The organism is Nocardioides sp. LML1-1-1.1, from assembly GCF_040676175.1.
GTDB lineage: Bacteria > Actinomycetota > Actinomycetes > Propionibacteriales > Nocardioidaceae > Nocardioides.
This window is the reverse complement of sequence record NZ_JBEGHK010000008.1, coordinates 23247-36008: the sequence shown is the minus strand read 5'-3', so window position 1 is coordinate 36008 and position 12762 is coordinate 23247. Positions and strand designations below refer to the sequence as shown.

The following is a 12762-nucleotide window of genomic DNA, read 5'->3' as shown; positions in this document are numbered from 1 at the left end:
CCTTACCCCGCGCCTGCGAAGGATCGCGCCGCCGCCAGAACCTGCGGGCCGACCTGCTCGAGGTTGCCCTCGCGCAGCAGCCGGGCCGGCGCGACGTCGTCGAGGCGCGGGTTCATGCCCTGGAACCAGGCCTGGACAACCGTGGTGGAGTCGCTCTCATTCAGCAGCGCGGCGATCCGGTACGCCATCCGCAACCGATTGAGCACCTCGGCCGACGGCGTACGCGCGTCGCCGGCGTCGGCCCACTGCCGCACCGCTCGGGTCTCCTGGACCGAGCCCAAGTACGCGACCAGCTTGGCACCCAGCAGGTCGCGCAGTCGCTCGACGAGCTCGGGTGCCGCCAGCCGCACCGACTCTTCGTAGGCGCGCACGTCGCCTCGAGCGACGGTCGACTGATTCCGCATGCCTGCAGTGTCCCACGTCGACGCCGCCGATTCGAGGCCAAATCCCGCCCCAAATCACAGCCCAATTTACACCACCGATAACCTAGATTATGACAACCTTTAGTCTGTGTTATCCACCTGGTGGCCGCGCCTACGTTGCAGGCACGCGCTCACTCAGGTCGTCGTACACCACCCTGCTGGACTCCACTCACGTGGACGTCATTGCGGACGAATGTCGTCGATCGCCCACTCCTCGCCGCGCGGCACCAGCTCAACCACGACCCGGCTGCGGGTGATGGCAGGAGCCTCCTGCTGAGCGCTACCGGCGCCCGCCACGAGTACCTGATCGATGTAGGCCAGCACCGTACGCCGATCGCCGTCGACGTCGCCGATGCCAGCGGCCCGCACAAGGGTGGACATGACGGCCCTCCTCGTTGCGGCTGTCTGACGGGTGGCGTCGAAGGTCGCACGGAAGGTGCGGGCGAAGTCGTTCGTCATCGTCGCGGCGGCCGCGTCGGCGGCCTTGTCGAGCGAGCGGTAGTCGTACGACAGCGCCTCGGGCAGGTTGCTGACCACGAAGGCGACGGCCGACTCGTCGTCCGGCGACCCCAGCGTGCCGGGCCGGAAGCGTCCGTCGTCCAGCACCTTCGGCACGATCGGCGCTGGCCCTTCGTCTCCCTTGAGGTCGGAGGCGACCCACCCACCGAGCACGATCGCCAGGACGAACAGCGCGATATCGATGCGGGGCCGCCACCACGCGGCGTCGCGCGCGAGCCCGGCCATCAGGGCACCTGCCGGACGTCGGAGGCGAGCCAGCGATCGCCCACCTTGCGCAGCGAGATGCGGGCCCGGAAGCGTTCGGTGCCGGCCTTGGTTCCAGCGGTCGTGCGGGCCAGGTCGACCGAGACCAGGACCTGCGCGCGCCGCTCGGTGAGGAACTCCAGCGCGACGCCGTCCGGGGGCACCGTGACGTCGATGACGAGCTGCTGCTTCTTGACGTCGGCAACGATCTGGTCGCGACGCGAGGCATACTCCTTGCGGAAGCGTCCCGTGGAGCCGGTGACGACCCTGTCGACGTTCTTCTCGACGCGGCGGTAGTCGAGCGAGAAGAACGCGTCAGCGCTCCCCCGACCTGCGAGCAGAACGGCAGCGCGATCAGGAGCGGGGTCGTCGAGCACCCGCACCAGCGCGAACACCCCGAGGCCCACCACTAGGAGGGCGAGCACCCCGGTGCGCCACCACAGGCGCAGACCCTTGCGGCTCATCGGCGGGGCACGTTCTGCTCGCCGCGGACGTTCGGGCTGTTAGGGTCGTAGGGCGACGCCGTGCAGCGGGCGTCGAAGTTCGGCGCGCTGTCGGCGCCCTGGCGGCCTGAGCCCTTCAATGCCTGACCGTTGGGCAGATACTTGGTGGTGCCCTCGTAGCCCTGGGTGCACGGGAAGTACGGCCTAGTTCCTGGCAGCTCCGGCAACTGGAGCCCGAGGTAGCCGGAGTAGATGGGGCGGCCCTGGGCATCGTAGCGACAGGTCGCCTCGATCGGGCGCCCGGTCGCGGCGTCGTACTCGCTGCAGCGACGTGCAGCCGTGGCGGAGTACTCGAGGACCCAGGGGAAACCGATCAGAAACTTGCGGATGCCGAGATTGTGCCGGGCCACCACGTCGGACAACGTGAGCAGCCCGGAGGTGAGCCCCAGCAGGACGGCGCGATTGTCGCCGATGAGAGCCTGAACCTGGGCGGCCGCCGAGGTGCCCGTGTCGAACAACGCGGCGACCTGGTCGCGGTCGGTGTCGAGCTGGCCGGTGAAATCGGCCAGCGCACTCAACGACTCCCGGGTCCGTGGGCCGAGGTCGTTCTGGGTGCGGAGCACCGTTCCGGCGCTGTCGATCAGCCGGCTGATGTCGTCGACGTCGTCGACGAGGCGCGCGCTGACGGAGTCGGCCGAGGAGATGATGCTGCCCAGGTCGTCGCCACGACCCTCGAGCGCGGTGGACAGCTCGCCCATCACCGTCGCCAAGGAGTCGGGCGGGATGGAGGACACCAGGGCGTCGACCCGCTGCAGAAGGGTTCCGGTGTCGACGGGCGCACTGGTGCGGTCGACGGGGATCACGTCGCCGTCCGCCAGCTCGCCCTCACCGGCGTTCGGCGTCAGCTCGAGGTACTGCTCGCCGATGGCGCTACCGTTGCGCACAGCCGCCGACACGTCGGCGGGCACCCTGGTACCGGCGTCGATGTCGAGCACCACGGTGGTGCCGGCACCCGGGCCTGGACGGATCTCGCCCACGCGCCCGATGCGCACTCCCGTCAACGTCACCTCGGCGCCCTCGTAGATGCCTCCGGCCCGCGCGAACTCCGCCTCCACGCGGTAGGGCGGGTTGAGGAGTGACCCTACGCCGAGGTAGCGCACGGTCCCGTAGGCCATGACCGCGATCGCGACAACGGCGAAGGCGACGAGCTGCCGACGGGTGGTGCGCTTGCTCATCGCTTGCCTCCTAGGAGCCCGGAGAGCAGGGCGTCGAGGCTGCCTGCCACACCCGAAGTCAGCGGGTCGAGCAGCGACGGGACGTCAGCCGGCGCCGACCCACGGTCTGTCTGGGGGCTGGAAAAGGCCGGCATCGGCAGCGGGGCACGCGGGAGCTCGGTGGGCATGAGAAGTCCGCTAAGAGCGTCGAGGTCGATATCGGCGTTGGCGATCGCTCCGGCGAAGTCGCCCTTGAGCACCGAGAGCACCGTGCCGGGGAAGGGGAAGGTAGCGATCCTGCTGAGGGTCGCCGGCAGCTCGCGCCCCACCGTCGCGAGTCGCTCGAGGACGGGGGCCAGGTCGCGCAGGTCGGCCGCGAGGTCGACCCGCGAGGCGTCGAGGAACGGCACGACCGTGCGGCTCAGGTCCGCCAACTTCTGCAGCGACGCGACCAGGTCACCCCGTTGCCGCGCCAAGACGGCGAGCCCCTGGGGCACGCTGTCGAGGGTTGTCGCGATGACGTCGCGCTGGCGCGAGAGCCGAGCGGCGAGGCGGTCGACGCTCGTGAGGGCGCGCACCAGCGAGTCGCTGCGGCGATCCAAGGTCGACGTGGCATCGCGGACCGCGTCCAGTGTGCCGCCGAGATCGGCGTCGGAGAGGGCTGTGTCCAGCTCGGAGACGATGCGCTGCACGGAGGCGAGGCTGCCGCCGTTGAGCACCTGGGACAGAGCTCCGAGGACGACCTCGGTGTCGGGTTCGGTGCGGGTTTGTCCGACCTCCAGCCGCGCGCCGCTGGGCAGCGTCCCGCTCGGCGCGACACCCTCGGGCGGGTCGAGAGAGACGAAGCGTTCGCCGAGCAGACTGGTCTGGACGAGGCGGCCCTCGGCATTGGCAGGCAGGCGGATGCTATCGCGCACGCGGCAGGTGATGACCGCGCGCAGGTCGTCGTCCAGCTCGATCGAGGCGACGCTGCCCACGACCACGTCGTTCACGCGGCACGACTGTCGCCGTGCGAGGTTCGCCGCGTCGGCGACCACGATCGTCACCGGATAGGTGTCGTCGCCGTCGATCGCACCGGGTGCCGGGATGCTGTCGACGCCGCCGAAGCCGCAGCCCGAGACCACCAGCGCACTCGCGGCGATCGTCAACGCCGAGGCCCGCCTCATCGTCCACCACCGAGCAGGCCGCCGAGTCCGTCGGAGAGGCCGACCGGGCCTCCCGCATTCGCCTCGACCAGCCGACTGAGCAAGCCGCCGAGGCTGCCGCCCACGCCGGTCAGTGCCGAGCAGAGTGGGTCGAGGCCGGCGCGGGCCTGCCCCGGCAGCTGTGCACACACGGCGCCGAGGGTGAATCCGAGCTGGGTGTCGAGATCCTGCAGCAGGGCGGGCCGCAGGACGAGCGAGCCGGTGCGACCCTCAAGTACCGACTCCCAGGGCCTGCTCGGGTCCCAGTTGGTCGGGACGTAGACCTCAGCCAGGTTGCCGACGCCGGCAGAGAGCAGGTCGAGCAGGCGGGAGAGTTCCTTGGTGCGGCCCGTGATCGTGTCCGTCACGTCTGCGGCGTCGGCGAGCGTCGCCTCCAACGGTGCCCTGTTCTGCGCCACCAGGCCGTCGAGAGCCGTGAGCGCGGAGCGGAGCTCTGTGACTGCGGCGCTGATGTCGCCGCGCTGCGCCGCCAGGTTCGTCGAGACCGCCGTCAACCCGGTCACCAGGCTGCGCACGGTGTCGTCGTCGCCTGCGAGCCGGCCGGTGACGGTCCCGAGGTTGCGCACCGTGGTGCTGACGTCGCCACCTGCAGCGTCGAGCGTGCGCAGCGCCGCGGCCAGCTCAACCAGCGTCTGGTTGAGGGTCGCCCCCCTCCCCTGCAGGTTGGCCGCAGCGGCATCCACGAATCGCGACAGGGAACCGTCGCGGTTAGCGCCCTCGGGGCCCAGCCCCTGGGCGAGGTCGCTGAGCGCGCTGAAGGTCTCGTCGAGCTCGACCGGCACCCGGCTGCGGTCGATGCCGAGCCGGGCCCCGTCGGCCAGCTCGGGTCCCCCGTCGTACACGGGAGCGAGCTGCACGAACCGATCGCCGACGATCGATGGAGGAACGATCGCTGCCACGACGTCCTTCGGCAGGCGCACGTCGCCGCGGTAGCTCAAGGTCGCCTCGACTGATGCGCCCTCGGGCCGGATCGACTCGACCCGCCCGACGGCCACCCCGAGCACCTTGACCTTCGCACCTTCGTAGAGGCCCGTCGTCCGGGCGAAGGTGACGGTCACGGTGCGTTCGTCGGCATCCTGGGACCTGGCGAGGACGAGCACCGCCCCCGCGAGGAGCGTCACGAGCACGACCACCGTCAGGAGCCGTCGCGGGCTGGTCACGGTGCCTCCACGGCGGGTCCGAGCGGCAGACAGGGCTTCGAGGACCCGTTGACCGACTGGTTGATCGAACCCAGGACCGGGCCGAGTATCGAACTGAGCACCGACGGCAGGCTGTCGGCGGCGCAGACGGAGTAGCTCTGCGGGAACTTCACTGTCGCGTCGAACCACGGGCCGGTGCCGCTAACGTTGACGAACTCGCGGCCGTAGAGCTCCCCGAGCCGGATAACCTCGTCCAGCTGCTTCCGGTTGCCGCGCAGCACCTTGACGACCTTCTTCAGGCTCGCGAGGGTGCGGGTCAGGGCGTCGCCGTCCTCAGCCACGAGGGCCGACACCTGGGCCGACAGTCCGCGGACCTGGTCGATGATCTGATTGATCACGACGCGCCGACGCTGCAGCTCGGCCAGCACGCGGTCGGTGCTGACGAGCAGCTCGCCGATGTCCGCGTCGCGGTCGGCGACGACACCGGACACCTTCGCTGTCTGTTGGAAGAGGCGGCGCAGGTCCTCGTCGCGGGTGCTGATCGTGCGCGAGAGCCGTCCCAGTCCCTCGATCGCCGCACCCACCTCGGGGGCTGCGGCGTCGAGGGTGGTGGCGAGCTGGTCGAAGGCCTCGCCGAGTTGGGCCGCGTCGATCGCCCCGCCCTCGGTGGCGAGGCCCTGCAAGGCGGGGACGATGTCGAAGGGTGCCGTAGTGCGCGTGAGCGCGATGGTGTCGTCCTCCAGCTCGCCGCGGCCGGCCGGCACCACCGACAGATAGTGCTGGCCCAGAAGGGTCTTGATCTCGATCGCGGCGCTGCTGCGATCGCCGAGCCTCACCCCGTCGACGGTGAACTCGACGGCGACGGCGGTGCCGGCCAGTTCGATGGCGGTCACCGTGCCGACCTTCACCCCGGCGATGCGGACCTCCTCACCGGTCGCCAGACCGGAGGCGTCCGCGAAGAGCGCGCGGTAGGTCCGCGAGCCGTCGAACAAGGGGATCCTGCTCGCGGTCGCGGCCAGCGCCAGGAGGAGTCCGAGGACGACGAGCCCCACGACGGCGTGACGCAGCTTGCGGGCGTCGCTGACAGGGGCGCTCATTCGATACCTCCCCCGCAGACGGTGTCGCGCTCGTTGGCCGCCACGGATAGTCCGCGGAGCGGTACGGTGCCGTCGAGCAGGCTGACGTTGAGGTCGATGCCGCAGATGTAGAAGTTGAACCACGAGCCGTAGGACGACGTGCGATCCAACGCCCGCAGGGTCCGCGGCAGACGGTTGATGACACGGTCGAGGTCGCCGCGGCCGCCCTCCAGCTGCGCTGCCAACGGTTGGAGGCCGCGCAGCGTGTCGGAGAGAGGACGACGCACCTCGGCGAGGGTGCCGCGTGTGGTGTCCAGCAGATCCGCGACCGGCGCCAGGGAGGCACCGATCGCGTCGGCGTCGCCGGCGAGGCCCTGCATCAGGTCGTGGAAGCGGACGATCAGGTCGGTGAGCTTCTCGTCACGCCCGCCGACCGTCTCGAGCACCGCGGTCAGGTTGTCGACCACCCGCCCGATGACGGCGTCACGGTCGGCCACCGTGCTGGTGAGGCTCGCGGTGGTGCGCAACAGGTCGGACACCGTGCCGCTCTCGCCCTGGAGCGCAGCGACGAGCTCGCGGCTGAGTCGGTTGACTTGGGCCGGCTCGAGGGCGGTGAACAGCGGCTGGAAGCCGTTGAACAACTGGGTCAGGTTGAGCGCCGGCGTCGTCTGGCCCGTGCCGAAGGTCGCCCCGGGCTTCATCGCCCGTCCGTCCGGAGACTCCTCGATGGCGAGGTAGCGCTGGCCGATCACGTTGGCATAGCGCAGGGCGAGCCGGGCGTCGGTGTGCAGCGGCACGTCGTCCTCGACGGTGAAGGTCACGCGGGCGAGGTGCGCGCCGCCACGCTCGACGAGCTCGACGCTCTCGACGGATCCCACCTCGACGCCGGCGAGCCTCACCCGGTCGCCCTTGAACACGCCGGTCGCGTCGGTGAAGAGCGCGGAGTAGGAGCGGGTCGGACGGTTGCTCAGGTTGCCGACCAGGGTGGCGATCATCGCGAAGAGGACGACGGAGGTCACCGTGAAGACCGCCAGCTTGTACGCCGACGCCGGAAGGCGCAGGGATCGGCTCATCGCACACCTCCGGATCCGGGCAGCAGGGGGGCCAGGAGCAGGTCGGTGAGGGCGGGCACGTCGTCCTGGCCGACGCTGAGCTCGCGGGCGGCGATGAGGCGCGCCAGCGCCCGCCGGGCTTCATCGACGGCGTCCTGTTGGGCGGCGGCGGGCCCGGTCTCGAGAGGCGTGCCCTGCAGTGACCCCGACCCCGGGGTGGCCGGAGTGAGGTCGAGGACCTCACGGGAGAAGCGCGGGCAGTGCGGGTTGGTGTTTGGGACCAGGCCACCGAGGGTGACTTCCGCGTCGTTCGCCGTGCTGCCCGGCGAGGTGGGCAGGTCGCGGGGCGCCTTGTAGGGCTCGCGACGCGTCACGATGTCGACGGTCAGGTTGATGTAGGGACCGCGCGCTCCGACCGCCTGGGTGAGCAGCGTCTCCAGCACCTTGAGTCCGGTGACCGTGCAGGGCAGCACCGATGAGTACTCGCGCAGCAGGCTGAGCGTGTCGCGGCTGCGCGCCAGCAGGGAGACCGTGGTGGGGCCGATCTGCTTCACCAGCGCGGCTGTGTCGTCGGAGGTGGCGCCGACCTGGACGAGAAGGTCGGAGAGTCGCTGCTCCTGGGGAACCAGCAGGTCGCTGCTAAGGCTCGCGGAGGCGATCAGGAAGCGCATCAGGTCGGGCACGGCCTTGCTGTAGACGTCCGCGGTGGTGGCCAGCGCATCGAGGTCGTCGACGAGATCGTCCAACCGCGGGTCGAGTCGGGTGAGTGCCTCGTCGGTCTGGCGCAGGGCACGACCGAGGTCGTCGCCACGACCTGACAGACCCTGGGCCAGCGCGTTGAGGACCACGGATAGCCGGTCCGGACTGACGGCTCGGAGCACGGGGACGAGGCGGTCGAAGATGGTCCCCAGCTCGCTGGCCGAGGTGGTCTGCTGGACGACGTCACCTGACGTCAGTCGAGCCCTCGTGGGGTCAGCCGGGGTTCGCAGGTCGACGAACTTCTCGCCGAACACCGTCTTCGGCACGATGACCGCGTCGACGTTGCTGGCCAACAGGCGCATCCGGCCCGGTTCGATGGCCAGCTCGATACGCGCCCGGCGGCCATCGGTGGTGATCGCTCGCACCTCGCCGATGCGCACCCCTTGGAACCGCACGTCGGAGCGCACGTTGAGCTCGAGCCCCGGGTTCGGCGTCGGCACGTAGACCGCGGCGGCGCGCTGCCACGGCATCGCCTTGGCGAAGATCAGCACGCACAGCACGAGGAGCGCGACGACGATCGCGAGGTAGGCGGTGCCGGCGACGACTCGGCCGCGGTCGACCGCACTCATCCGGCGATCCTGACGGTCGTCGTGGACCCCCATAGCGCGAGGCTGAGGAAGAAGTCGGCGACGACGATCATGACGAGCGATAGGCGCACCGCGCGGCCCACGGCCACGCCGACGCCGGCAGGACCACCACTGGCGTGGTAGCCGTAGTAGCAGCAGACCAGCGTCAGGATGACCGAGAAGACGAGCACCTTGATGAACGAGTACAGGACGTCGATCGGGGGCAGGAACAGCTGGAAGTAGTGGTCGTAGGTGCCTGGCGTGAGGCCGTAGTACTGGATCGAGACGATCTGGGTCGCGGCATAGGTGCCGATCAGTGCGACGAAGTAGAGCGGGATGATCGCGGTGAAGGCCGCCAACAGACGCGTGGTCACCAGGTAGCGCACCGAAGGGATGGCCATCACCTCGATCGCGTCGATCTCCTCGCTGATGCGCATGGCTCCGAGCTGCGCGGTGAAACCGGCTCCGACGGTGGCGACGAGCGCGTTGGCCGCCACGAGCGGAGCGACCTCACGGGTGTTGAAGTAGGCCGAGAGGAACCCCACGTAGGGCTGGATGCCGATCTGACGCAGTCCCTCGTAGCCGACCAGGCCGATGACCGCACCCACGGCCAACACCTCGAAGACGATGACTCCCAGCGTTCCGGCCACCAGGATCAGCGCACCACGACCGAGCGCGACCTCGGCGAGCAGACGGAGCACCTCGGAGCGGTACCGCTGCAGCACGACGGGGATGCCGCCGATCACGCGCCCGTAGAACTGGACCTGAGCACCGAGCTCGTCCAGGACGCCCAGGGCGGCCGCGCCTCCGCGGGAGAGCGGTCCGGGCTTGGCCGCCTGCTTCGTCGACGCCATCACAGACCCTTCGGCGGGACGAACTGGAAGTAGGCGAGAGTGAGCACGGCGTTGACGATGAAGAGCAGCACGAACGAGATCACAACGGCCTGGTTGACGCCGTTGCCGACGCCCTGGGGGCCGCCTCGGGCCGTGACACCCTGGTGGCAGGAGACGATCCCCGCGACCAGGCCGAACAGCAGGGCCTTGACGGCACCGACGTACAGGTCGGGCAGCTGGGCCAGGGTCGAGGCGGCCTGGAGGTAGGCACCAGGCGAGCCGTCGAGCACGAAGACGTTGAAGGCGAAGCCTCCGGCGATACCGACGGCGGCGGCGACCGCGTTGAGCAGCACGGCGACCAAGCTCATCGCGATCACCCGCGGCACGACCAGCCGCTGGATGACCGAGATCCCGAGGGTCTCGAGGGCATCGAGCTCCTCGCGGATCTTGCGGGAGCCGAGATCGGCGGCCATCGCGGTGCCCGCGGCCCCGGCCACGATCGTTACCGTCGCGATGGGTGAAGCCTGCTGGACCACGGCGACGACGGCCACAGCCCCGGTGAAGGAGCGAGCGCCGAGCTGGCCGAACAGGGAGCCGATCTGGAGCGACAGCACCGCCCCGAAGGGGATCGCGATCGCGATGATCGGCAGGAGCGAGACGCGGACGGCGACCCAGGCCTGGTCGAGCAGCTCGCGCCACTGCAGTGGCGTCGTGACGGCAGTGCGGGCCACGTCCGCGGCGAACACGAACAGGTCGCCGATGGGAAGCAGAGGCCTGCTCACGGTCCGCAGGAGGACGGCGGTGCCCATCGCCATCTCAGGCCTCCTCGACGTGGTTCCGCGGGCCGTACCCGCGCTCGTGACGGTCGTCACTTGCCGGGATCATGTCACGGATAAGTGAATCTTGACTAGCCCCCGACGAACTTGTGCGACGGCGGGTCACACTGCAGGACTGTCGCGCTATTGAGGATTGACGGCGCCTCGCCACCCTGTTTGAATCCAACGTAAGTGAATCTCACGTCGCCGTCGCCTGCGGCAGGCCCCCAGGACGGAGTCCCAGCCCGTGACGATCGACCCGACCTCCGCTCTCGCACCGGGCGCCATGCCCGAGCGGGGGCGCCGACCCCGAAACCGGCGATTGCTGATCCTGCGTGCCGCGCGCAAGCAGGTCATCGACCGCGGCTACGACCGCACCTCGATGAGCGACGTCGCGAGCGCCGTCGCCGTGGGCCCGTCGGCGCTCTACCGCCACTTCCGGACCAAGCAGGATCTGCTCCAGGACATCGTCGACACCAGCCTAGTCGAGGTCGCCGAGGCGATCGTGCGTTGCCACGACGCAGACGACCCCCTCGAGGACCTTTGCGCCATCGGGATCGAGTTCCGCGGTTTCGGCGTCCTGTGGGCTCGCGAGATCCGGCACTTCGACGAGGCGGCCCGCCTCGACGCAGAGACGCGCATGGGCGTGCTGGTGGAGTTGGTCCGGGGGGTGCTGCGTGCCGCTCTCGAGCGGCCGGTGAGCCTCGCCGAGGCCTGGACGGCGACCTGCATCGTCGCGAGCCCCTCCTTCCACCGCACTCCGCTGGCTCGCGCCGAGGCCGTGGTCAGCCTCCGTTCCATGGTCGTCGAGGCTCTGGACCGCCTCGGGCGTGACCTGACGTCCACTGAGCTGCCACCGATCCCGCCTTCCCTCATGGAGCCTCCGACGTCGCGGCGCGAGGAGCTCCTCCGCTTGGCGATCGATCGGTTCGCCGAGCAGGGGTACGCCGGGGTGGGCATGGACGAGATCGGTGAGGCAGCCGGTATCACCGGCACCAGCGTCTACAACCACTTCGCCACGAAGTCCGACCTGCTGGTGGCCTCGATGATGCGGGGAGCCGAGTGGCTGCGCCTCGATCTCGATCGCGCCTTCGAGCTCGGCGGCGGACCTGAGACGGTGCTGCGAGCCCTCGTGTCCTCCTACATCGGGCTGACCGTGCGCCACCCGGGACTGATCGGCATCCTCGTCTCGGAGGTGCAGAACCTGCCCGACGCCGACCGTGCCCGCATCGCCCAGGAGCAGCGGGACTACGAGGCCGCCTGGGCGACGATGCTGCGCCAGGTCCATGGCGACGAGGACGCCGGCCGCGCACGCCTTCGCATCCATGCGACGTTCGCGGTCGCCAACCTCACGCCGCGCCACCCGCTGCTGGGCACCGACGGCCGATCGGCCGTGGCGATCGCGGCCGACCTGCACGCGGTCTGCTGCGCAACCCTCGGCATCGCCGGTCACTAAACCACCGGCATGGCGAGCGCCGCGCGGAGCCGAGCCCCCAGCCCCTCGACCGCCGCACTCGCCGGGGCCACCACGCCGGCCAGCAGGTGGAAGTCGTGGAAGCGACCTTCGTGGTGCACGTGATCCAAGGGCACGTCGAGCGCCGTCAACCTCTCTGCGAGCAACTGGGCGTCGAGACGCAGCGGGTCGTCCCCCGCCGAGTCCAGGACGACAGGGGGCAGCTTCCCGAGCACGTCGTCGTCCGCCAGCAAGGGGGAGAGCTCGGGGTCGGTGCGGTCACAGCCCGCGGCGTAGCTACCGGCGAAGACGTCCATCCGCTCGCGCGTGAGCAGCGGCTCGCGTAGACCGTACGGTCGACGCGGGCCGTGATCCTCTGTCAGGTCTGCGACCGGGCACACCAGTGCCAGGGCCGCTGGCAGCGGGACGTCGCGGGCCAGCGCCCGGACGGCGAGCGACAGCGACAGCGCTCCGCCCGCCGAGTCACCACCCACGACGACCTGGGCGCGGTCACCGTCGTGCCGCGCCCTCTCCTCCTCCACCTCGCGCAGCTCGAGATAGGCCGACCAGACGTCGTCCAGGGCGGCGGGGAAGGGGTGCTCGGGCGCGAGTCGGTAGTCGAGCGAGTGGACGACGAGCCCGGTGGCGGCGGCCAGGCGCGTGACCATGGAACGGTGACCGCGCGGGCTGCCCACGGTGAATCCGCCGCCATGCAGGTAGAGCAGCACTCCCCCGCGCCGGGCATGTGCCGACTCGTAGCGTTCGCTCGGTCGCCCACCGAGGGTCCCCTCCATCACCCGGACGCCGGGCGCCGGAGGGATCGCCCAGGTGAGCAGCTCGGTGCGGCGGCGCCGGGTCGTCCAGGAGGCCCGCGATGCCAGGGCCCACGCTGCGCCGGCCCGCGAGGCGTCGATCAGGGCACGCTCCCCGAGAGGGGCGGCTGCCGCGATCGCAGCAGCAGCGGGGGTGGGGATGCGGCGCGTGAGGGTCATCGTCTTCCTTCTCTCTCCCGCGGTGCGGGCG

13 protein-coding genes are annotated in these 12762 nt (G+C 70.3%); 1 reads left to right on the top strand and 12 read right to left on the bottom strand.

Going from position 1 to position 12762, the window contains the following annotated elements; all coding sequences use genetic code 11:
• Positions 1-2: 2 nt before the first annotated feature.
• The 11 genes from MRBLML1_RS22025 to MRBLML1_RS21975 all read right to left on the bottom strand — a co-directional run bounded on the left by MRBLML1_RS22025 (position 3) and on the right by MRBLML1_RS21975 (position 10286).
• Positions 3-404 carry a hypothetical protein gene (locus tag MRBLML1_RS22025; protein WP_364520143.1) on the bottom strand — a complete coding sequence of 134 codons (402 nt, stop codon included), beginning with the start codon at positions 402-404 and terminating at the stop codon, positions 3-5.
• A gap of 198 nt (positions 405-602) precedes the next feature.
• Complete coding sequence (locus MRBLML1_RS22020; protein ID WP_364520141.1) at positions 603-1166, bottom strand: hypothetical protein; 564 nt, start codon at positions 1164-1166, stop codon at positions 603-605.
• The gene (locus MRBLML1_RS22015) at positions 1166-1648 is read right to left on the bottom strand and encodes a hypothetical protein (protein ID WP_364520139.1); all 483 of its coding nucleotides are present in this window, start codon (positions 1646-1648) and stop codon (positions 1166-1168) included. The genes MRBLML1_RS22020 and MRBLML1_RS22015 overlap by 1 nt, the downstream gene beginning before the upstream one ends.
• On the bottom strand, positions 1645-2862 hold the full coding sequence (locus tag MRBLML1_RS22010) for an MlaD family protein (RefSeq protein ID WP_364520137.1): 1218 nt from the start codon (positions 2860-2862) through the stop codon (positions 1645-1647). The genes MRBLML1_RS22015 and MRBLML1_RS22010 overlap by 4 nt, the downstream gene beginning before the upstream one ends.
• Positions 2859-3989 carry an MCE family protein gene (locus MRBLML1_RS22005; RefSeq protein ID WP_364520135.1) on the bottom strand — a complete coding sequence of 377 codons (1131 nt, stop codon included), beginning with the start codon at positions 3987-3989 and terminating at the stop codon, positions 2859-2861. Before MRBLML1_RS22005 ends, MRBLML1_RS22010 begins: the two co-directional genes overlap by 4 nt.
• Before the next feature lie 14 nt (positions 3990-4003).
• Positions 4004-5206, bottom strand: coding sequence for an MCE family protein (locus tag MRBLML1_RS22000; RefSeq protein WP_364520133.1), 1203 nt, complete (start codon positions 5204-5206; stop codon positions 4004-4006).
• A complete protein-coding gene (locus MRBLML1_RS21995; protein ID WP_364520131.1) occupies positions 5203-6282 on the bottom strand; it encodes an MCE family protein in 1080 nt (359 codons plus the stop codon). The genes MRBLML1_RS22000 and MRBLML1_RS21995 overlap by 4 nt, the downstream gene beginning before the upstream one ends.
• Entirely contained in the window at positions 6279-7334 is a 1056-nt protein-coding gene (locus MRBLML1_RS21990) for an MlaD family protein (RefSeq protein ID WP_364520129.1), read from the bottom strand. Before MRBLML1_RS21990 ends, MRBLML1_RS21995 begins: the two co-directional genes overlap by 4 nt.
• Positions 7331-8641: an MCE family protein gene (locus MRBLML1_RS21985; RefSeq protein WP_364520127.1), complete on the bottom strand. Its 1311-nt coding sequence runs from the start codon at positions 8639-8641 to the stop codon at positions 7331-7333. The genes MRBLML1_RS21990 and MRBLML1_RS21985 overlap by 4 nt, the downstream gene beginning before the upstream one ends.
• Positions 8638-9492, bottom strand: a complete 855-nt coding sequence (locus MRBLML1_RS21980) for an MlaE family ABC transporter permease (RefSeq protein WP_364520125.1) — start codon at positions 9490-9492, stop codon at positions 8638-8640. Before MRBLML1_RS21980 ends, MRBLML1_RS21985 begins: the two co-directional genes overlap by 4 nt.
• Positions 9492-10286: an MlaE family ABC transporter permease gene (locus tag MRBLML1_RS21975; RefSeq protein ID WP_364520123.1), complete on the bottom strand. Its 795-nt coding sequence runs from the start codon at positions 10284-10286 to the stop codon at positions 9492-9494. Before MRBLML1_RS21975 ends, MRBLML1_RS21980 begins: the two co-directional genes overlap by 1 nt.
• 247 nt (positions 10287-10533) lie before the next feature.
• Between MRBLML1_RS21975 and MRBLML1_RS21970 the strand changes: the two genes are divergently transcribed.
• Positions 10534-11742 carry a TetR/AcrR family transcriptional regulator gene (locus MRBLML1_RS21970; protein ID WP_364520121.1) on the top strand — a complete coding sequence of 403 codons (1209 nt, stop codon included), beginning with the start codon at positions 10534-10536 and terminating at the stop codon, positions 11740-11742.
• Here the strand turns inward: MRBLML1_RS21970 and MRBLML1_RS21965 are convergent.
• Complete coding sequence (locus MRBLML1_RS21965; RefSeq protein WP_364520119.1) at positions 11739-12731, bottom strand: alpha/beta hydrolase; 993 nt, start codon at positions 12729-12731, stop codon at positions 11739-11741. The genes MRBLML1_RS21970 and MRBLML1_RS21965 overlap by 4 nt on opposite strands.
• Positions 12732-12762 lie beyond the last annotated feature (31 nt).